This window comes from Acinetobacter sp. ANC_7504, assembly GCF_056779995.1.
Window position 1 is genome coordinate 98,787 of record NZ_JBWYIZ010000007.1, and the last position, 21,645, is coordinate 120,431.

The 21,645-nt window shown below is 40.2% G+C and carries 19 protein-coding genes; 15 read left to right on the forward strand and 4 right to left on the reverse strand.

The genetic code is table 11. The features are described 5' to 3' along the window. Positions 1-72: 72 nt before the first annotated feature. Positions 73-2,877: a GacS-like sensor histidine kinase gene (locus AC1M9F_RS09200; protein WP_481597615.1), complete on the reverse strand. Its 2,805-nt coding sequence runs from the start codon at positions 2,875-2,877 to the stop codon at positions 73-75. Positions 2,878-3,028: 151 nt separating this feature from the next. Here AC1M9F_RS09200 and cysM point away from each other — a divergent pair, with 151 nt between their 5' ends. From cysM to AC1M9F_RS09220, 4 genes are read left to right on the forward strand one after another with little or no spacing between them, the layout of a single operon-like run. Continuing rightward, complete coding sequence (cysM, locus tag AC1M9F_RS09205; RefSeq protein WP_481588705.1) at positions 3,029-3,949, forward strand: cysteine synthase CysM; 921 nt, start codon at positions 3,029-3,031, stop codon at positions 3,947-3,949. A 16-nt stretch (positions 3,950-3,965) separates the two neighbouring features. After that, complete coding sequence (locus AC1M9F_RS09210) at positions 3,966-4,787, forward strand: 3'-5' exonuclease (RefSeq protein WP_035265329.1); 822 nt, start codon at positions 3,966-3,968, stop codon at positions 4,785-4,787. A 9-nt stretch (positions 4,788-4,796) separates the two neighbouring features. After that, complete coding sequence (gene rlmD / locus AC1M9F_RS09215; RefSeq protein WP_481597616.1) at positions 4,797-6,164, forward strand: 23S rRNA (uracil(1939)-C(5))-methyltransferase RlmD; 1,368 nt, start codon at positions 4,797-4,799, stop codon at positions 6,162-6,164. A gap of 53 nt (positions 6,165-6,217) precedes the next feature. Next, positions 6,218-8,524, forward strand: a complete 2,307-nt coding sequence (locus tag AC1M9F_RS09220) for a RelA/SpoT family protein (RefSeq protein WP_035265331.1) — start codon at positions 6,218-6,220, stop codon at positions 8,522-8,524. A gap of 54 nt (positions 8,525-8,578) precedes the next feature. Here the strand turns inward: AC1M9F_RS09220 and AC1M9F_RS09225 are convergent, their stop codons facing one another. Both AC1M9F_RS09225 and AC1M9F_RS09230 read right to left on the reverse strand, forming a co-directional pair. Next, positions 8,579-9,010, reverse strand: coding sequence for a hypothetical protein (locus AC1M9F_RS09225; RefSeq protein WP_035265332.1), 432 nt, complete (start codon positions 9,008-9,010; stop codon positions 8,579-8,581). Between the two features lie 79 nt (positions 9,011-9,089). Beyond that, positions 9,090-9,866 carry an SDR family oxidoreductase gene (locus tag AC1M9F_RS09230; RefSeq protein ID WP_481596266.1) on the reverse strand — a complete coding sequence of 259 codons (777 nt, stop codon included), beginning with the start codon at positions 9,864-9,866 and terminating at the stop codon, positions 9,090-9,092. 107 nt (positions 9,867-9,973) lie between these two features. Between AC1M9F_RS09230 and mazG the strand changes: the two genes are divergently transcribed. From mazG to yjgA, 9 genes are all read left to right on the forward strand, one after another. Continuing rightward, the gene (gene mazG, locus AC1M9F_RS09235) at positions 9,974-10,768 is read left to right on the forward strand and encodes a nucleoside triphosphate pyrophosphohydrolase (RefSeq protein ID WP_481591536.1); all 795 of its coding nucleotides are present in this window, start codon (positions 9,974-9,976) and stop codon (positions 10,766-10,768) included. Continuing rightward, a complete protein-coding gene (locus tag AC1M9F_RS09240) occupies positions 10,761-11,171 on the forward strand; it encodes a ComEA family DNA-binding protein (protein WP_092768325.1) in 411 nt (136 codons plus the stop codon). The genes mazG and AC1M9F_RS09240 overlap by 8 nt, the downstream gene beginning before the upstream one ends. Positions 11,172-11,324: 153 nt before the next feature. Continuing rightward, positions 11,325-12,782 carry a polynucleotide adenylyltransferase PcnB gene (pcnB, locus tag AC1M9F_RS09245; protein WP_481588712.1) on the forward strand — a complete coding sequence of 486 codons (1,458 nt, stop codon included), beginning with the start codon at positions 11,325-11,327 and terminating at the stop codon, positions 12,780-12,782. Continuing rightward, the gene (folK, locus tag AC1M9F_RS09250; RefSeq protein WP_481591534.1) at positions 12,779-13,267 is read left to right on the forward strand and encodes a 2-amino-4-hydroxy-6-hydroxymethyldihydropteridine diphosphokinase; all 489 of its coding nucleotides are present in this window, start codon (positions 12,779-12,781) and stop codon (positions 13,265-13,267) included. Before pcnB ends, folK begins: the two co-directional genes overlap by 4 nt. 40 nt (positions 13,268-13,307) lie before the next feature. Further along, positions 13,308-14,117, forward strand: coding sequence for a 3-methyl-2-oxobutanoate hydroxymethyltransferase (gene panB, locus AC1M9F_RS09255; RefSeq protein WP_481597617.1), 810 nt, complete (start codon positions 13,308-13,310; stop codon positions 14,115-14,117). A 2-nt stretch (positions 14,118-14,119) separates the two neighbouring features. Beyond that, positions 14,120-14,959 (forward strand): pantoate--beta-alanine ligase, encoded by an 840-nt coding sequence (gene panC, locus AC1M9F_RS09260; protein ID WP_179998617.1) that lies wholly within the window; start codon positions 14,120-14,122, stop codon positions 14,957-14,959. Between the two features lie 39 nt (positions 14,960-14,998). Further along, positions 14,999-15,850 (forward strand): RNase adapter RapZ, encoded by an 852-nt coding sequence (gene rapZ / locus AC1M9F_RS09265; RefSeq protein ID WP_035265345.1) that lies wholly within the window; start codon positions 14,999-15,001, stop codon positions 15,848-15,850. Beyond that, on the forward strand, positions 15,847-16,116 hold the full coding sequence (locus tag AC1M9F_RS09270) for an HPr family phosphocarrier protein (protein WP_035265349.1): 270 nt from the start codon (positions 15,847-15,849) through the stop codon (positions 16,114-16,116). The genes rapZ and AC1M9F_RS09270 overlap by 4 nt, the downstream gene beginning before the upstream one ends. A gap of 2 nt (positions 16,117-16,118) precedes the next feature. Next, positions 16,119-16,652, forward strand: coding sequence for a ribosome biogenesis factor YjgA (gene yjgA, locus AC1M9F_RS09275; protein WP_035265351.1), 534 nt, complete (start codon positions 16,119-16,121; stop codon positions 16,650-16,652). 58 nt (positions 16,653-16,710) lie between these two features. Here the strand turns inward: yjgA and AC1M9F_RS09280 are convergent, their stop codons facing one another. Beyond that, a complete protein-coding gene (locus tag AC1M9F_RS09280; protein ID WP_481587552.1) occupies positions 16,711-18,351 on the reverse strand; it encodes an acyl-CoA synthetase in 1,641 nt (546 codons plus the stop codon). Between the two features lie 264 nt (positions 18,352-18,615). Between AC1M9F_RS09280 and AC1M9F_RS09285 the strand changes: the two genes are divergently transcribed. Both AC1M9F_RS09285 and AC1M9F_RS09290 read left to right on the forward strand, forming a co-directional pair. Beyond that, a complete protein-coding gene (locus AC1M9F_RS09285; protein WP_481597618.1) occupies positions 18,616-20,358 on the forward strand; it encodes a neutral/alkaline non-lysosomal ceramidase N-terminal domain-containing protein in 1,743 nt (580 codons plus the stop codon). After that, complete coding sequence (locus AC1M9F_RS09290; protein ID WP_481597619.1) at positions 20,355-21,644, forward strand: D-arabinono-1,4-lactone oxidase; 1,290 nt, start codon at positions 20,355-20,357, stop codon at positions 21,642-21,644. Before AC1M9F_RS09285 ends, AC1M9F_RS09290 begins: the two co-directional genes overlap by 4 nt. Position 21,645: the final 1 nt, after the last annotated feature.

A 21,645-nucleotide genomic window follows, 5' to 3' on the forward strand; every position in this document is an offset into this window, starting at 1 on the left:
AACATGTCCAAAATAGACTGTCGTGACAGTAGAGTCATCACGTATTGCCTAATACAGTGCGTTGATCGTCTATTAATGATTCAAAATAGACTCGGCTGCTTCTTTTACTTGTACAATCGCGTCTTTTAATTCATCCAGTCGTTTCATCACATTTTCAATAAATTGCTCATCTGCTTTTCTACGCTCTTTACGCAGCGTTGAAACGAACTGTTCAAATTCACCTGTGATGCTTTGTAAATTCGGAGTGCCGACGTAGCGTGTTGCCCCATATAAACGGTGTAATACATGTTCGAGCTGCGGATAATCTTCAAGTTCGATGAGTTGTTCTATTTCAGCAAGTTCATTCGGGAAGCTGTCCACCAGCATCTTCAATAAATCTTGTGCTAAGTCTTCTTTATTCGCTGCCAATTGAACGCACTGTTTCCAATCTAAAACCTGATGATCTAAGGTTTCGATACGTAAAGTTTTTTCTTGGGATTTAATTGGATGAATAAACTTATCACTGCTCCAATGGGTCAGAATTTGAATAATCTGATCCATTTGGATTGGTTTGGTGACATAGTCATCCATGCCGACTTTAAGCAACTTTTGTTTCTCATCTGCTAAAGCATGTGCTGTAAGTGCAATGATCGGTGTGTGACGTCCCTCGATGGTGGATTCTAGTGACCTGATCGCACGAGTCGTATCGATGCCGGACATCACTGGCATTTGAATGTCCATAAATATCAGATCAAACGGCTTTTCATCATTTTGAATCTGTTGTTGTAAAATTTGTAGTGCCTCTTGTCCACTTTGCGCTTTAGTTGTTTGAACATTAATTTCGCCGAGCAAAGCTTCTAAAACGATTAAGTTTGGTAGATGATCGTCTACTGCAAGTACATGTAAATTAAGGGCTTTAAAGTTATCATGAGGTTCTACTTCAAATATTGGCTGATTTTCCAAAAGCTGAATTAATGATGAACGGCTCAGAGGTTGATACAGTGGTCTCGCTTTGTATTCATTCAACATGTTGAGGTCGAGCGCCATCTGATAGCCATATACGGCCAAGTGACCTTGATAACGTCCGCGAATCTCTTTTAATAAAGCCTCTGGATCACCACTGTGATCTACAATCAACCACGTATTTTCAGGTTGATGTGTCAAACCATTTAGACGGCTGAATAAATCTAGAATGGATTGAGCTTCTGTGTGTTCAACACCGTAATTTTCTAAATAATGACGTAAAACATTGGCAGTTGCAGGGTGGGCTAAATAGGAGATGACACGCATGTCATGGAGTTGCGGATGAATAATTTCATATTCATCAACCGCAAATTTCGCAGTAAACCAGAATGTTGAACCCTTTTCAGTTGGGGCGCGTTCTTGGTTATCTTCAAAGCCAATTTGGCCATGCATCAGATTAACCAATTGTTTTGAGATTGCTAAGCCTAAACCTGTGCCACCAAATTGACGAGTGACGGAAGCATCGCCTTGAGAAAAAGATTCAAATAACCGTTTCCGATCTGTACCACTTAATCCAATACCACTATCTTGAACACTGAAATGTAATAGGCAATGTTCTAGATCGTCATGCTCCATGCGAACACGTACAATAATTTCACCATCAGGGGTGAATTTAATGGCATTTGAAATCAGGTTAGTCAAAATCTGTTTACAACGTAAAGCATCGCCAATCACATACTTTGGAATGTTATCGGCATAGTAGAAGGCCATGTCGATATTTTTTTGGGCGGCTAATGGCGACAACATGTCCATAACATCGAAGATCGCTTCTTCTAAATCAAATGATGCGGTTTCTAATTCAAGTTTACCGGCATCAATTTTTGAAAAGTCCAAGACGTCATTGATCAGTGCTAAAAGATGTGCTGATGATTTGCGAATCGTTTGCAAATACAGGCTTTGATCATTGCTGAGATTCTCTTGGCGCAATAACAAGTGAATAAAACCATCGATACTATTCAGCGGGGTACGCAACTCATGACTGATATTGGCAAGAAAAACAGATTTTGCCTGATTGGATGAGATGGCCTGATCGCGTGCTTGTTTATAAGTAATATTTTGCACTTCAAGTGTATCAAGCGTACGTCTTAAATCGTCTTCGGTCTGCTCGGTATGTTCCTTCAGCTCTAAAAAGCTGAAATGTAGACGCTTAACGACATTCGCAATATCACGTTGGAGTAACCTTAACTCGCCAGTACTATTGATGACCATGTGTTGGTCGAGTGTGTCTGCATTGAGTCGCTGTAATTGCATACGTATTTCGTACATAGGCGCAATCCAACGTCGTGAATAAAAGTTCAAGCACAGTAATAAGAGTAAAAGTGTCAACAAACCCGTCGTGATCAGTACAATGAAAACACGATATTGAGAAATGGCTAGAGGTTGATTATCTAGCTCGATAACAAGCCATTTTTTACTTTGATCAGGCGTATTTAATGCTAAGCCATAAATATGATTATGTTGATCTTTAATCGGACCAAATGTTTGTACATTGGTCGGGAAGCTAGGCCAAGGTTTATCATTGCGATAGCCTAACCCAAAATAAGGTTTTTGTTGTTGGTCTAGGACTGCGACACTGAGTAAATACTTTTCATTAAACATCTTTTGTAAGATGCTTTTAGCGCGGTCTTGTTGCGCTTGTGAGGGGTTTTTTTCAAGCGCAATAAGTAGGTTTTCTGTCGTGTATTTATAACGACTTAAAATTGCATTTGCGGCAAAGCGTTGTTCTGATTTTGCGGAATTAGACGTTTCTGTGAGTACCAGTGCAGAGCCGACGCTTGCCAGTACCGCAATGGGTACAAAAATGAGGGCAATCAATTGCCCATAAGCATGGTTTAGTTTTAAGCGATTGAAGATTTTTTTATTCAAATTCGACATGTGCAGAGTGACTCATTCCCCATGTTGGGCATATTAGCACGCTTTAAAAAAATGATGGTGCTTTAATCACCCTCATTAAAAAGCCTTTGAAATTGATGCAGTGAGATACTTTTTTTCATACAATACCTGCACCTCAATATGGGTGCAAATAATGAGTAATACACAAGTAGATTTTCAATCAGACGATTTTTTATTAGACCACTATGTGGGTAAAACCCCATTGGTTAGGTTACAGCGTCTGGCAAGTCATACTCAAGCGACTGTATTGGCAAAACTGGAAGGTAATAATCCAGCGGGCTCTGTCAAAGATCGCCCAGCATATAACATGATCATGCAAGCTGAAAAACGTGGTGACATTAAGCCAGGTGATACGCTGATCGAAGCGACTAGCGGTAACACAGGTATTGCATTAGCCATGGTTGCGGCAATGCGTGGCTATAAAATGAAATTGATTATGCCTGCAAGCTCTAGTCAAGAGCGCAAAGATGCAATGCGTGCGTATGGTGCTGAGCTTATTGAATCCGAGAATATGGAAGAAGCTCGTGATATCGCATTGCAAATGGAAAAAGATGGTCTAGGTTTAGTACTCAATCAATTTGGTAATCCAGACAATGTCCAAGCACACTATTTGACAACTGGTCCAGAAATTTGGCAACAAACTGGCGGTAAAATTACGCATTTTGTAAGTTCGATGGGAACAACGGGAACCATCATGGGGATTTCAAAATACCTCAAAGAACAAAATCCAAATATTCAAATTATTGGTCTACAGCCATCTGAAGGGTCGAATATTGCAGGTATTCGCCGTTGGCCTCAAGAATATTTACCGACGATTTTTGATGCTTCTCGCGTTGATCAAATTATGGATATTCCACAAATTGAAGCTGAAAAAATGGCTCGTCAATTGGCACGTAAGGAAGGAATTAGTGCTGGTACTTCTTCTGGTGGTGCAGTTTGGGCATCAATAAAAATCGCTGAACAACATCCTAGTGCTGTGATTGCATGTATCGTGTGTGATCGTGGTGATCGTTATCTCTCTACGGGGTTATTCTCTGTAGAAGATGAACAATAAATTCGAGTAAATCTATATGCGCTTACCTGTTTTAGTGTTTGATATTGAAACATTGACCGATCTTAAATCAGGAGCGCATCTATATGGCTTAGATTTACCAGAAGATAGTATTGAACAAGCGCTGAGTAAGTTAAGACGTCAAGAAGCGGGCACTGACTTTCAGCGACTTGCTTTGCATGAAATTGTCTGTATTTCAGGACTATGGATTGATGAAAAGGCGGGAATGAAATTATTTTCATTCAGTCGTGAACATTATTCAGAACCTGAAATTTTACAAAAATTTCTATCAATTTTTGATAAACGTAATCCGACTTTAGTCAGTTGGAATGGCTCCCAATTTGATCTGCCTGTTATTATGTATAGAGCAATGTATCATGGGCTATCTGCGCCAAGTCTGTTTGATCAAGGCGAAATTGATACGCAAAAGCGCTATAATAACTACCAGAATCGTTACCATCATCGTCATATTGATTTGATGGATTTTATGGCAATGTTTAATGCGCGTCACTTCCAAAAACTGGATGATGTCGCCTATATGCTCGGTTACCCGGGTAAGCGCGGAACACCAGGTTATTTTATCCCTGAATATGTTCGTAACAATAATTGGATAGAATTAACCAGTTATTGTGAAGGGGATGTTTTAAACACATGGTTAGTCTATCTGCGCTATGTATTGTTAAAAGGACAGATTTTGCCTGAAGATCATCGTCTGTGGATTCAAGCGACGATTCATTATCTTCAAGGTCAACCACAGCAAACAGAATTTTTGCGTATTTGGCAAGAAACTGCTGAAAAAACTGACTTCACCGCTTCGGATTTTAAATCAACTCAACATTAGGTTATCTCTTTGAAACAACGTGCCGCACATCGCTCATCTCAACTTCCTCGTTATACATTTACAGTTGAGAGACTTTCACACGAAGGGCGAGGGATCGCACATTTTCAAGGACAGGAACATCCTCAAGACAAATTGGGTAAAAAGGTCTTTATTCGTTTTGCACTGCCAGGAGAAACAGTAGAAGCTCAAATTACCCATCAGGCAAAAAAATTAGAAGAAGCTGATTGTGTGCAGTTGATTGGGGCGCCGAGTCCAATTCGTACACAGCCAGTTTGTCCACATTTTGGAAAATGTGGAGGCTGTAATATGCAGCACATAAAATTAGATGAACAAATTCGTTTAAAACAATCAGTTTTAGAGTCGCATCTCACCCACTTTGCAGGTGCTCTTCCAGAGTCGTGGCTAGAACCATTGCGTTCGACACGTGAAGATTATCGTCACAAGGCTCGTATTGGCGTTCGCTACATTGCTAAAAAAAATAAATTAGTCATGGGTTTTCGTGAGGCTCAATCTAATCAGCTTACTGAAATTAAAACCTGCAAAATTTTAGATGCAGAGCTAGATGCTGCGTTACCTCACCTCAAGGTACTCCTTGAAAATCTAAAAGCAAAAGCAGATATAGGTCATATTGAATTGGCGAAAGGAGATCAAGAGATTGCACTTTTGATACGTCATACCAACAAATTACCGCAAAATGATGTCAACCAACTGCGTGAATTTGCGTTAGAAAGATCATGGCAGCTTTATTTGCAACCAGCTGGTGTAAGTAGTGTTCATCGTGCGGATGGTGACGTATCTGAGCGATTACATTACTCACTACCTGATTTTAACGTGACGTTTGGTTTTAAACCGACTGACTTTACTCAGGTGAACCCCACCATTAATCCACAAATGGTGAAGCTGGCATGTGAATTGCTTGACCTGAGCGGAAATGAGCGTGTTCTTGATTTATTCTGTGGTCTAGGGAATTTCTCATTGCCACTTGCACGTTCTGTAACACGGGGTGAGGTCGTCGCGGTGGAGGGAAGTGAGGAAATGGTGATGCGTGGGACAGAAAATGCACTGAAAAACGGCATCACAAACGTAAAATTTTATGCTCAGGATTTAACGCAAGATTTTTCGCAACATTCTTGGGCAAATCAAGGGTTCGATGCACTCTTAATAGACCCACCACGCGCTGGAGCTGAAGAAATTATGCACTATGTGCCAAATTTTGGTGCAAAAAAAATCGTCTATGTTTCCTGTAATCCTGCTACATTAGCACGTGATACAGGGATTTTAGTACAACATGGTTATCAGTTGAAGAAAGCTGGTGTGATGGATATGTTCAGTCATACAGGCCATGTTGAATCTATTGCTTTATTTGAAAAAAGCTAGTGCTAAGTGTTGATTTAATAAAATGAAGATTAGATTTAAAAAAGGAGAAGGGTATGGTCACAGTACGTGAGCAGTTACCTGGACGACTGACTGAGTTGTCTGAGGAAACGACTGTAGAACATGCCGCTGAAGCGCAACTTGGTTTAGCAACTTGGCTAGACCGTGCGCGGATTATTTTAGACGGTGCAGAACTTAAAAAATTAGAAGAAGTCGCTCTTAGTGTTTTAAAAAAAGAACTGACTTCTGATCACCATCATAAAACCAATACCTTCGCGACTGGCTTAGGTATGGCAGATATTTTGGCTCACCTACATGTTGATGAAGATACTTTGTCAGCAGCGATGCTTTATCGTAGTGTGCGTGAGGGCATGACGTCGCTTGAGGAGATTCGTAAAAGCTTTGGTGAAAGTGTCTACAATTTGGTGAAAGGCACTTTGGCAATGGGTAAGTTGTCAGAGCTGATCGAAAAAAATAAACGTTTAGAAGATCACTTCAATAATAATCAGCGTGAACATTTAACTGGGATTTACAAGATGTTGATCTCAGTAACAGAGGATGTTCGCGTTGTATTAATCAAGTTGGCTGAGCGTACGCTGGCTTTGCGTGAGTTGGCAAACTCTCCAAAAGAGCGTCAAGAGCGTGTCGCACGAGAAATTTTAACCATTTACTCACCCTTGGCGCATCGTCTTGGTATCGCGCAGTTAAAATGGGAACTTGAAGATCTTGCATTCCGTTATTTAGCACCAGAGCGCTATAAAGAAATTGCATCTTTGCTCAATGAAAAACGCTTAGAGCGCGAACAATATATTCAATTCGTGGTCGATAAACTGAAAAGTGAGTTGCTGAAGCATGGTATTGAGGCTGAAATCTCAGGTCGTGTGAAACACATTTATTCGATTTATCGAAAAATGAAAAGTAAGAACTTAAGTTTCGATCAGCTATATGACATTCGAGCTGTTCGTGTACTGGTTCAGAATGTATCTGAGTGTTATCACGCTTTGGGGATCGTACACCAAATCTGGCGTCATATTCCCCATCAGTTTGATGATTACATCACTAACCCGAAAGCCAATGGTTACCGCTCTTTACATACCGCAGTGATTGCTGAAAATAAATCTTTAGAGATTCAAATCAGAACCACTGAAATGCATGAAGAAGCTGAGTTAGGCGTTTGTTCTCATTTCAATTATAAGGAAGGTGCGAAAACTACAGATTATTCATTTAATCATCGTTTACACTCTTTACGTTCGGTGCTTGAGCATTATCAAGAACGAAATGAAGCAGGTGCGCATCCGAATGAAGACGAAACTGAAAATTTCAATCAGCTTCAAGATTTTGAAGATTTTGAAAAAATTTATGTTTTTAGTCGTGATGGTGACATCAAAGAATTACCGCGTAATTCAACCGTTTTAGATTTTGCATACCATGTGCATACGGAGGTTGGCAACAAGTGTTATGCAGCACGTGTGAACCAACGTTATGTTCCACTGACTTATACATTAAAAACAGGTGAACAAGTCGAGATTTTGACCAAGAAAGATCGTGAGCCAAATCGTGATTGGTTGGTGAACTCTTTAGGTTATATCAAGACAGCACGTGCAAGAGACAAGTTGCGCCATTGGTTCAGACAGCAAGACCGTAGTAAGAACTTAGAAGTCGGTCGAGAGATTCTCACCAAGGAATTATCACGTCTTGCAATTCACCCAAAAAGTATTGATTTGAGTGATTATTGTGCTCACTTTAACGTTAAAACAGGTGAGGACATTCTTGTATCCTTGGTGAGTGGAGATATCAGTCTTCATGCATTGATTAATCAAGTCAATCGTCATATGCACTTGGATCAAGATGAGCCTGAGTTAGTGCTGAAGCCAGCATTAAATCCACGGGCGAGTCATACATTATCAGCGCATGGGATTCTGATTGACGGTTTGGATAATGTTGAACTACATATTGCACAATGTTGTCAGCCTGTTCATGGTGAGTCGATTGCTGGATATATCACACTCAATCGTGGCGTGAGTATTCATAAGGTGGCTTGTCCGGATTATGTGCGTATGATCAGCCAAGAACCTGAACGCGCTGTTGAAGCAGATTGGGAAATGCAACCGACAAGAGGACAGAGTGTCCAAATTGTGGTTGAGGCTTATGATCGTCGAGGACTGCTGAAGGATCTAACCCAAGTGATTTTTTCAGATCAGATTAATATTCGCCAAGTGAATACCATTTCCGAAGCGGATGGTATTGCCAATATGAAGCTGTTGATTGAGGTTAAAGGTTTGGCTCAATTGTCTCGTTTATTGGCTCGATTGGAACAGCAACCAGGCATCATTAGCGCAAGACGTTTGGTTCAAGGAAATTAAAAAAAGCCTGCTTTAGCAGGCTTTTTTATGACTGATCACTCAAATAGCGTTAAATCAGATTTTGCATTTTTTAGAACCTTGATAGATTCCAATATTATCGATGTTTGCTTGTGATGCAGCTTTGATCTGTTGCTGTAATGGAATATTTGCAGCATCAGAAGTATCGCTTTCACCCGCTACAGAGTTTGCAACTTGCCCCATTTTTGTTGCTTTTTCTGAGTTGCCACCGAAAGTAGATAATGCATTACCTGCCATACCCGCCCATTTGCTCAATGATTTAGCTGGCGTTTGGGTTGCAGCAGCTGCAATATTTTTATCAGCATTTTCTAAGTTACGCTTAGCATTGGCTTTTTCAACAGCTAGTGTTGCACAATCCATTGCCTTGAGTTCAGCAGTTGAGTGTTGTTTCGTTGGTAGTTCACCCGAAGCTTGAGCAAGAGTCGTTGTTAAAGCAGTAGCGATAGCTAAAGTTAAAATTTTTTTCATTATATATTCTCATTTGTAACGCATTGTTATAAATGCCCCTATTGGGGCGAGAGAATATTACACAAATGTGACTAATTTGTCATTTCTTTTTACTTAATATTAAATTTGTCACTCTATTGATCAATTGAGGACTGAATCTTGACAGGTGATACATCAGTTCAGTTTTGATGCCAACAGTATGGTGAGTCACGGTTAAGTGATGGTTTTTTAAACGTGCGACACGGTAAATTTCCTGAGCAACGTCTTGGGCGCTGAGACTGACTCCCATATTTTGAATCGTACCCGCATCCATGCCTTTTACCATGGCAGTCTGAACAAATAATGGCATGATGTCTAATACGCGTATTCCATATTTTTGCCATTCAACATCAAGACCTTCTGTAATGCCGCGAACAGCAAATTTACTTGCTGAATAGGACACTAAATCAGCTTGACCATAGATAGCAGAAGCAGAGGACATATTGATGATACGTGCGTGGGAGGCCTGTTTTAAGAAAGGGAGCGCAGCATGACAGCCATTGAGAACGCCGTTAACATTGATATTAAATGTTCGATGATGCGATGAGATATCTGTATTTTCGAATGCCCCTGAATATAAGATGCCAGCATTATTTAATAATATATTTATTTCACCAGCCCATTCGTTGAACTCAGTTAAAGCACTTTGCCATTGGTCGTATTGGGAAACATCTAGCAAACCCGCTTTAGCATTTGGCCCTAAAGATTGAGCCAATTGTTCAGCTTGTTCGAGATTAATGTCATAAATACCGACTTTATAACCTTGCTGATAGAATAGTTTTGCGGTAGCTGCGCCAATCCCTTGTGCTGCGCCACTGATAAAAATGCTAGATGTCATCGAAAATCCTTGTTGTTTTACATCATTTTATGTTCCTAGTTGAGCATAAGATTGTTCATTGAATCAACAATATCTTTAAACTCATCATTCACTAGAGATCAACTTTCATGGAAAAACTTTTAAATATCATGCAAGAGCTTCGTGCGAAATGTCCATGGGATCAAAAACAAACGCCTGAAAGCTTGACTCGCTATGCGATTGAAGAAGCTTATGAGGTTGAAGAAGCAGTTCGATCACAAAATACAGCGCATGTAAAAGAGGAATTAGGAGATCTTCTGCTGCAAGTTGTATTTCAAGCGCAAATGTATAGTGAGCAAGGAGCATTTAATTTTCATGATGTGGTGGAAACGTTGTGTGACAAGTTGATTCGAAGACATCCTCATGTTTTTCAATCAGCTCAATTTGAACAACTGAATGAACAGCAGGTGAGTGAACTTTGGCAAAAAATTAAGGCTGAAGAGAACAAAGACAAAACTAAATCACGTTTAGATGAAATTAAAGCGGGTCCTGCCTTAGATCAAGCCGAGCAAATTCAAAAAAATGTAGCTCAGATTGGATTTGATTTCGAAAATGTTGAGCAAGCGTATGAAAAGTTAGATGAAGAGTTATCTGAATTGAGAGAGGCGCTCAACCATCAAAATTCCGACGAAATACAAGAGGAGTTTGGAGATTGTTTATTTTCTTTAATCAATGTTGGACGTAAAATCGGCATTTCAAGTGAGATGGCTCTACTTGGAACCATCCACAAATTTAAACAACGTTTTTCATACATTGAGTTGCAGGCAAAAAATAGAAATACGCCCATTGAAAATATGAGTCTCAAAGAAATGGACCAATTGTGGGATCAGGCAAAAGTGTATCTAAAGCAACATAACAATAAAATTCAGGTTCAACATGAATAGCATCATTTCTTTTCTTCTTCTGATATTTACTGCATGTGTGAGTTTAATCAGTTCGGCATATCCACAACAGTTTGATCAATCTTACTTAAAATGGAAAGCAGAGCAAGAAGCTCATGATCAACGACTTAACCGGCAAAGTGCGAACCATTATTTATCTCGACCAGCCGTAAATACATCATCAAAGCAAGCAGCTGGTGGTGTCGGGCAATCAACTAAAGTTCGTCTTAATACGGCTTCAATGGTTGAACTACAAATGATTAAAGGAGTGGGTGAGAAGAAAGCTGCTGCAATTATTGAGTATCGGCAAAAGCATGGCAGTTTTAAGTCAGTAGATGAACTTCAAAATGTCAAAGGAATAGGTCCAAAGTTTATCGAAAAGAATCGCAACCAGTTAGCCCTCTAACACATTTTTATAGAGATCAAATGGCACTAAGGGGTGTTGAAATTTAATCAATTTTGACGGTGAATCTTGGAGAATAAAATTGCCCTTTGATTGTGTTAGAGCTATGATTAGCACAATTATGATTTTACGTTCTGACGTAGGAGACAGCGTCTTTTGCAAACTTTGCACGCGTCAAAGTGCGGTTTATCCACTGCACAATTACCTTCTTCCATTTTAGATGTTATTGATTCTTTAACTAAAGCCGGCTATGAAGCCTATATCGTCGGTGGTGGTGTCCGTGATTTGATGCTTGGACTTGCCCCTAAAGATTTCGATGCTGTAACCAATGCGACACCTTCACAAATTAAAGAAGTATTTGGTCGTCGTTGCCGAATTATTGGTCGTCGTTTTGAGTTGGCTCATGTCTATTCTGGTCGTGAATTAATTGAAGTGGCCACTTTCCGAGCTCCTCCTAAAAAAGCAGTGACTTCTGCTGCAGGGATGATTCTAAGAGATAATAATTGGGGCTCAATTGAGGAAGATTTTGCTCGTCGAGATTTCTCAATCAATGCGATGTATTACCAACCGCGTAAGGGTATCGTTCTTGATTTCTGTAACGCTATTGATGATATAAAAACAAAAACATTGCGTTTATTGGGTGATCCAAAGTTACGCTTTGAAGAAGATCCAGTTCGTATGTTACGAACACTGAGATTTGCTGCGAAACTTAACTTTAAAATTGATCCTGCAATTTTAGACGTATTTACACCTGAAGCAACCTTGCTTTTACGTGATGTATCACCACATCGTTTATATGATGAATCTCAAAAGTTATTCACAATGGGGCATTTGAATCGTGTGCTCCCGATGTTGATTGAGTTTGGAATCTGGAAGCAATTATTTGCAGATATTCCTCCTCATATTGATGCATTTATTGAACGTGCAGCGAAAAATACAGATCAGCGAATTCAAATTGGTAAAACGATCAACCCTGCATTTTTCTATGCGGTATTGTTGTGGAAACCATTCCTTGAGCGTTGTGATTTTTATATGCACAAAGGTGTTGTGGCAGCTGAAGCACGTGCTCAAGCTGGCTTAGATGTGCTGAAGCGCCAAGCGACACGCACGATTATCCCGCGTTTTGCAGAAACATTTATTCGTGAAGTTTGGGAAATGCAAACTCGTTTGTTGAACCCAAAACCTCAGCAAATTGAAGCACTCTCAGGTCATGCTCGTTTTAGAGCAGGTTTTGACTTTATGTTGCTGCGTGAAAAGTCTGGAGATCAGACGACCAATGGCATGGGTCAATGGTGGGATGCTTATCAGTTGATGTCTTTGGACGAAAAAGAGCGTGTGATTGCGCAGTACAATCGTCAACGGACTAAATCACGACGTAAAGTTGCCGTGACCGAAGATGTTGCGGAAACAAAGCCTCAGCAGATTGAACCGCTAGTTAAAGAAACGGAGTCACGTAGCCGCCGCAGTCGTAAGGCCGCTTCAGCGAATGAGCGAAGAACAGAGCAAAATGCGAGTATCGCTTTGGATAATGGTATTGCAGCTGATCATCCTATTTTGAAGCGTAAACGTGTCAAACGCGATTTAAATACAGTGGTGTTTGGTCCTATCCAATGACAGTACGAACATATATTGGACTGGGAAGTAATTTAGGTGATTCTCAGCAGTTGATGGCAGAAGCCTATACGAAACTGGCAATGCTGGGTATGGTGAAAGCATCAAGGCTTTATCATAGTCCACCTATGGGTCCTCAAGACCAACCACATTACCACAATGCGGTCGTTCGTTTAGATACGAGTCTAACGGCGCTTGAATTATTGGATGAATTACAAAAAATAGAAAATGAAGCAGGGCGGGTGCGTTTACGTCGTTGGGGTGAACGCACACTCGATTTAGATCTATTGTTATATGGTGATCAAACGATTCAAAATGATCGCTTAACTGTTCCGCATATCGGGATATTTGAGCGAGATTTTGTCATACTGCCGTTATTAGATCTGGATGTCGAATTAGAAATTCATGGACAGAAAATTCGAGAAACGAATATTGCAAAACACAGCCAATTGGATGTTTTAGCAGATTCATCTTGGATCAATATTTAAACTTTAAAATGTTCTAAGGAACTGTGTTAGAGGGCATCTTATGATCAGTCTGAGCGATTTAAGACAATTCAAACAGCAAGGTCGAAAATTTTCATGTCTGACTTGTTATGACGCCAGTATGGCGAAGGCAATGGAAATTGCTGAAATAGATACCATTTTAATTGGTGATTCGCTTGGGATGACTATTCAAGGCCATGATTCAACGTTGCCTGTGAATGTGGAAGATATGGTCTATCACACCTCAGTTGTACGTCGTGGAAATAACCATGCTTTCATCTTAACTGATCTGCCTTTTATGAGTTATGCCACACTTAATGATGCACTAGTAAACTCGAAAAAAGTGATGCAGGCTGGCGCACAAATGGTCAAGCTTGAAGGTGGTGCTTGGCTTGCTGAAACGGTAGAAGTATTGACTCGCAATGGTATTCCAGTGTGTGTCCATCTTGGACTAACGCCGCAATCCGTTCATGTATTTGGTGGCTATAAATTACAAGCCAAAACGCGTGAAGCTGCGGATCAGCTGATTGCTGATTGTAAAGCCGTTGTTGAGGCTGGGGCTGCAGTGTTATTGCTAGAGTGTGTACCTGCACAATTGGGTCAAGAAATTACAGAACTATTTCCGCATGTACCTGTGATTGGTATTGGTGCTGGAGCACAAACCGATGGTCAAGTTCTGGTTGTTCAAGATATGCTGGGATTAAACTTCGGTCGTGTTGCACGTTTTGTACGTAATTTTATGAAAGAACAGTCTGGTGAAACGTCCATTCTTGATGCAATCAAATCGTATCATGTTGCTGTACTAGATCAATCTTTCCCTGCTAAAGAACATACGTTCCAAGTTGAGCTTTAATCATGAAAACTGAAACAACAATCCATGGTTTAACCGCATCCCTTCATGCTGCTCGTCAAGCACGAAAGACTATTGGTTTTGTCCCGACCATGGGGAATCTACATCAAGGTCACTTAAATTTAGTACGTGAAGCACGTAAATTATGTGATGTGGTTGTGGTCAGTATTTTTGTGAATCCGATTCAATTTGGCCCAAATGAAGATTATGACAGTTACCCACGCACACTTGATCAAGACAGTCAGTTGTTGGCTGAAGAGGGTTGTGACATTATTTTTGCACCTTCAGTTGAGCAAATGTATGGCAGTCAACCTCGCTTAACAAACATTAGTGTCGGTCAAATTACCAATGATTTATGTGGTGCTCAACGTCCGGGGCACTTTGATGGTGTTGCGGTAGTGGTAACGAAGTTATTTAATATCGTACAACCGCATTTTGCATTTTTTGGTCAAAAAGACTACCAGCAGTTGGCTGTGATTAAGACAATGGTACGTGACTTGAACATGCCGATTGAAATTATTGGTGTGCCAATTGCACGTGCTGAAGATGGTTTGGCATTAAGTTCACGTAATGGTTATCTTTCGGCTGAACATCGTCAAATTGCACCAGTCATTTATCAATCTTTAAAAACTGCTGAAACAAATTTAAAACAAGGTCAAGCGCTTACAGAGGTTCTTGCTGAGATAAAATCAACGTTAAGTGATGCTGGCTTTGTCGTGGATTATGTTGAAGCACGTAATCCAATGTTGCAGGCAGTAGAGCAATTTGACCAAGATATTGTGTTATTTGTTGCTGCGAAAATTGGTTCGACACGCTTGATCGACAATTTACAAATCAGTCATTAAAACAGGATTAAACTCGATGATGATCGTCAGGTGTGGTGCATGAAGCGAATTCTTATTGTTACAGGACAATCCGGTTCAGGGAAGTCATCTGCATTGCAGGTTCTCGAAGATTTAGGTTATTACTGTATCGATAATTTGCCGCTAGCATTACTTCCTGAGATCGTTGGAAAGTTAGATCAAGAAAATAATTTAGAACAATTGGCTTTAGGGGTTGATGTTCGGAGTACACGCGCTGATTTGCAAGAATTTGAGCAAGTTTATCAGCAACTGGAAAAACATGGTGAGGTCGAGGTGATTTATCTCACCACCAAAGATCAAGAGTTAATTGCTCGTTTTAGTGCTTCGCGTCGACCTCATCCACTGGCGAATCGTTTTAAAAGTCTGAATGAGTGCATTCAGGAAGAGAAACAATTACTGTTGCCGATTCAATTAAGAGCAACTGTACAGATTGATACATCAGATAAAAGTGTCCATGATCTTAAAGATACATTATTATCCCGCTTAGGGCAGGTAGATAACTTAATTGTTATTTTACAGTCTTTTGGATATAAGCATGGTATTCCGTTGGATGCTGATTTTATTTTTGATGTGCGGCATTTACCCAATCCACATTGGGATTTAGAGCTTAGAAAATATTCGGGTTTAGATGAGCCCATTGAAAAATTCCTGACATCATTTGACCAAGTGAATATGATGTTTGAGGATTTAAAGCAATTTTTAGAGAAGTGGTTGCCTGCCTTTGCAGAAGGGCATCGCCATTACATTACGGTTTCGATTGGATGTACAGGTGGTCAGCACCGCTCTGTATTTATTGTGGATAGACTCAAAAAGGCGCTTGAGGCACAATGGTCTATTCAGGTCTTGCATAGAGAAATGAAGCACTGGTCATGATTGACACAACTGTTGACGTAATTAACAAATTAGGATTACATGCGCGTGCGTCAGGCAAGCTCATTGAGGTCACTACCAAATTTCGAAGTTCGATTAAAATTGGTAAGGGCGATAAATTAGTCGATGCCAAAAATATTATGTCTTTGCTCATGCTCGGTGCAGGCAAAGGAACTACATTAAGACTAGTGATTGAAGGGGCAGATGAAGAGAAAGCTTTGTCTGAAGTTCAAGCATTATTCGCAGCAAAATTTTACGAGGCTGAATAATCGTGGCACGTCGATCGCAACGTTTTACTGAAGATGATTTTGAGTCTTTAGAAGGACGTGCAAGTAAAACTGAACAAAAGAAAGCTGTACAACGTATGGCTGCTTTAGGGGCTCAACTTGCTGAGTTACCCAAAAAAAAGATTGAAAGCCTTCCTGTGGAAGAGCGCTTAATTGAAGCTTTATTGGATGTTCAATTGATAACATCAGGTGAGGCTCGTCGTCGTCAATTTTTGCGTATTGGTAAATTATTACGCAATGAAGACGAGAGCATGATCTTATCTTATTTGACACCTCAACAAGGGGCGAAAAAGACAGCACAATTGCACCGCTGGGTCGATCGTATGATTGCACAAGGTGAGCCTGTTATTAAAGAATTTATGAAGACTTACAATGCTGCAGAGCATCATGCAATACGTCAGCATTTACTTCGTATTGAACGTGATATTCAAAAAAACTTAGGTGAGGATGCTGTTGCACAATCTAAGTTAAATTTGCTGAATTACGTTCAGCAAGTTGCACTTATCTCTGATCGTTAATGGTAAAAAAAAAAGGTCTGATGTTTCAGACCTTTTTTATTTCTTAGATGCTTAATATTTAGAGTGCAGCACGATCTTTTGCCCAATCTCGCAACACAAACTTTTGCAGTTTACCTGTTGAAGTTTTAGGGATTTCAGTAATCACTACGTCTTTAGGTACCTTGAATCGAGCAAGATGTTGTTTGCAGTATTCAATGATTTCTTCAGGTGTAGCTTGTTGCCCTTGCTTCAATTCAATAAATGCGCATGGAACTTCTTGCCAACGTGGATCAGGTTTTGCAACAACTGCAGCTGTCAGCACGGCAGGGTGTTGATAAAGTACTTCTTCCACTTCAAGTGAAGAAATATTTTCACCACCAGAAATAATCACATCTTTCGAGCGATCTGTGATTTTGGCATAACCATCAGGCTGGCATACGGCAAGATCGCCAGTATGGAACCATCCACCAGCAAATGCTTCAGCGGTGGCTTCAGGATTCTTCAAGTACCCTTTCATGACAATGTTGCCACGGAACATAATTTCGCCCATGGTCTGACCATCATTCGGTACAGGCAGCATCGTTTCAGGATCTAGTACTTTCATCCCATCTTGAAGTGGATAAGGTACACCTTGACGTGAATGTAGTTGAGCTTGTTCTTGGATGCTTAAATCACTCCAGCCTGCTTGCGAAGCACATAGCGCTGATGGTCCATAGGTTTCAGTGAGACCATAGACGTGGGTAACATTGATTCCTAAATTTCGCATACCTTCAATAATGGCAGCTGGTGGCGCTGCACCAGCAACCATCACTTCAACTCGATGATTAATTTCGCGTTGTTGCTCTTTTGGTGTGTTGATCAACATGGACAATACAATTGGTGCACCGCAGAAGTAATCGACTTGATGATCCGCGATCAATTGATAGATCTGTGCTGGATCAACTTTTCGAAGACAAACATTTGTGCCACCGTTGGCGGCCATGGTCCAAGCGAAACACCATCCATTACAATGGAACAGAGGCAAAGTCCATAAATAGGTGGCACGGGGTGTCATACCACAAGCAATGATATTACTCGCTGCATTAATATAAGCCCCACGATGATGATAGACCACACCTTTTGGATTCCCAGTTGTGCCTGAGGTGTAGTTTAAGCTGATGGCATCCCATTCATCCTGTGGTAATTGCCACTCAAACTCAGGATTACCTTGTGAAAGCCAAGATTCATACTCAATTTTTCCAATACGGGGCGCTTGATCATTGAATTCATATTCAGTATCTGCAACATCGATAACATAAATGTCCTGAGGAACTTGTGCTAAAGCTTCCTGTGCTAATTCTGAGAATTCAGGGTCAACTAAAAGTACTTTTGATTCAGCATGTTCAAGCATAAATGCGAGTGTTTTTGCATCTAGGCGCGTATTTAATGTATTGAGTACAGCGCCTGCCATAGGCACTGCAAAATGCGCTTCGATCATGGCTGGAATATTTGGAAGTAATACCGACACAGTATCATTTTTTTGAATACCAAGCTTTTGCAGCTGATCGGCAAATTGACGGCAACGTTTGTACTTTTCTTTCCAGCTAATCCGGCGTGTACCATGAATAATTGCATCTTGCTGAGGGTAGATATAGGCCGCACGCTCTAAATATCTGAGTGGAGAAAGGGCAACAAAATTTGCTGGCGTTCTAGGTAGTTCGTCATACGGACTTAAATTCATTTTAGTATCCATCTTCATTTTTATAATCCTGAGTAAAAGATAAGCAAAAAATAAACGGAATACATTTATCCTTTAGTCGAGCAAACGTGACATTTTGTCAATTAGGCGAAATTTCATATTTTTTAACTTCATTTTATTGCGATTTATTCGTGAAGTTGGTGATATTTATTTGTGCTGAATAATGTAATTGATCGAGAAATAGGGTAAATTTTAAACAGATTTTAAGTTTCAAAATCGAATAATAAAAGCAAAAGGATTTTGCATATGTATATTGTTGGGTGGGGGAAAGATGAAATTAACATCGAACCCAAAGGCTATGCCATGTTTGGCTATGGGATGTGGCATCACCGTGCCTATAAAAAAAGAACTGCGCTGTATGCGAGAACAGTGACCATTCAAAAAGATCAAGATGCCCCATTGATATTATGTTGTCTAGATTTTGGCTGTATTACTTCAGCAATTCGAATCAATGTAATCCAACGCTTGAATGAAACGTTGAGGGATTGTTTCGATCCGCATCGTTTGGTTCTAATGGCAACGCATACCCATTCAGGTCCAGGCGGTTGTGGTTATGAAGCTCTTTATAATATGCCGACACCAGGATTTGTGCCTGAGCACCTTGATGCAGTTGTGGATGCTGTGCAATCCAGTATTCAACAGGCATTATTCAATCGCGATTTTACAGAGATTCGATTAGCGACAATTGACATTCCTGAGCAAGTCCCTGTGGCATGGAATCGCTCGATAAAAGCGTATAATCGAAATCTCGATACTGCATTCGTCCATGAATCTGAAACTTACAAAGCAATCAATCGACAAATGCAAGTCCTTGGCTTTTATCGTGGGGAAAAGCTTCATTCTCTGTTGTCACTGTTTGGTGTGCATGCGACATGTTTGGGCAATCAATTAGACGCTCATGATGGTGATAATAAAGGCTATGCCGCAACACTTTCGGAAGAGACCTTAAGTGCTGCTGGGGTGGATGGACCAGTTTGTATATTTGCGCAAGCAACAGCAGGCGATGTGTCACCACACTTCCATGGAAAGAATCAGACTAAGATCAGAAAAAAGATAAAAGGAGAAGCAGAATACATCTATGCGAGAAACAATGGTCGTATACAGAGTGAGTATGCTTTAGCCGCTTTACTTGAGAAACAGAATCAAAACATCCAATATCAAGATTTGGATGCAGTACTCGAGTATGTGGATATGGCAAATACTGTGGCTGATCCAGAGTTTTCAGGTGGATATAGCAATGCGATAACAAGCCAAGCTTGTCATGGGACAGCATTTATTGCGGGCACACCAGTCGATGGTGTGGGTGCTGCAAAGCCATTGATCATGGCTATGAATTTACTTTCAAAACAATTCAAACGAAGTAAATTGAATTCAAAAGATCCAGTGGAAAGTGCTTATTATCAGAAGCTTTATCATGCTCAAGGACCCAAAAATATTATTTTTGAATCGGGTCAGCATCGGATATTAGGAAAAAAATTAGGTTCACTTCCTGGTGTTTTAGATCCACTCATTGCTGAAATGAATGCTCAAGTTCACGCTGGCGCAATTCAAGAAAGCGATTTAGTGCCACATATCGTGCCAATTCAGCTCATTCGAATCGGTCAACTTTTTTTGGTATGTGCTCCCGGAGAGTTTACAACAACTTCAGGTAAGCGCGTATTAAATACCATTCAGAAAAGTGTATTACCGACATTTCCTAACGCAAAAATTTGGTTTGCATCTTATTGTAATGACTATATGGGCTATGTGACGACATTCGAAGAATATCAAGAACAAGCCTATGAAGGTGGACACACTTTATTTGGTCAATGGACTTTGGCAGCTTTTCAAACCTATTTTAAACATTTGGCTAAACAGATTTGTTTGCCACTTGAACAACGTCAATTATCAAATTGCGTACCTAAAGCAGTACCTCAAAAAGAATTAGAGAAAAGAACCAATCTGGGAAATGTTCAAACCGCCGTTGCACAAAAGGAGTTGGCAACATGAGGAATCTGACACATCATTATTGGTCTAACTGGTCGGGATATTGCCACTCAAACCCGCAACACATCTTATATCCAGACCAATTACATGAATTACAGGATATTGTGATTCAACATCCTAAAGTTCGTGTGGTTGGTGCAGGGCATTCATTTACTCCTTTGGTAAAAACGGATGCGTCTATTATTTCTTTAGACCGATTTTCAAGTGTCTTAAATGCTGATCAGGCTAAATGCCAAGCGACGTTATGGGCAGGTACTCGACTATTCAATTTAGGACAGCATCTTGCTCCTTATGAACAGTCGCTTATGAATCAGGGTGATATTGATCAACAAAGTTTAGCTGGTGCTGTATCTACAGGAACACACGGGACAGGTGCAGCGCTATATTCTATTTCAGGCTATGTAGAAGGTTTTGAGCTATTACAGGCAAATGGGGAGTTAATCCAATGCTCCAAGACGGAGAACCCTGAAATTTTTCAGGCAGGGAGAGTATCGTTGGGATCGCTCGGGATATTAACGAAAATAACCATGCAAAACCGCCCTAGATATAAATTGGAAGAGAAAATTCATTTAGCCCCTGTAGAAGAAAGCCTTGATCAATTTCTCCAATTGATGCACCAACATCGGCATTTGGAGTATTTTATTTTCCCTTTTACAGATCAGTTAATTTTTAAAACACTTGATGTTACAGAGGGTGAGGTGAAGCCAAGAGAAACTTCTTGGCCATCTGAGGATGAACTTTTAACATGGTGTTGTGAAATTTCTAAAAAAGCCCCTTTTTTGACGAAATATCTTCAAAAATTAGTCGGTGTTTTTGTGAAGCCAACAGAATTCATTGATTGGTCGAGTGATATTTTTGCAACACCTCGGAATACCAAATTCAATGAAATGGAATATCAAATTCCAATTGAGAATGGCATTCAATGCATCAAAGAAGTGATTGCAACGTTTAGAAAATATCAGATAAATTCTTTTTTCCCTATCGAATTTCGCGTGGTCAAAGGGGATGATATTTGGCTAAGTCCTTTCTATCAGCAGGACAGTATTTCGATTTCCATCCATCAATATTATAAGCAGTCACCTCAAAAAGTATTTGATCTTATTGAGCCGATTTTTCAAAAATATCGAGGCCGTCCACACTGGGCTAAGATGCATCAACTGTCTCATCAAGAGATTCGAGCTCTTTATCCGAAATGGAATGAATTTATGCAAATCAGAGAAGCGCTCGATCCCCATCGAAAGTTTCTCAATCCCTATCTTGAAAAACTATTACTTGGGCAGCAAGGATGAG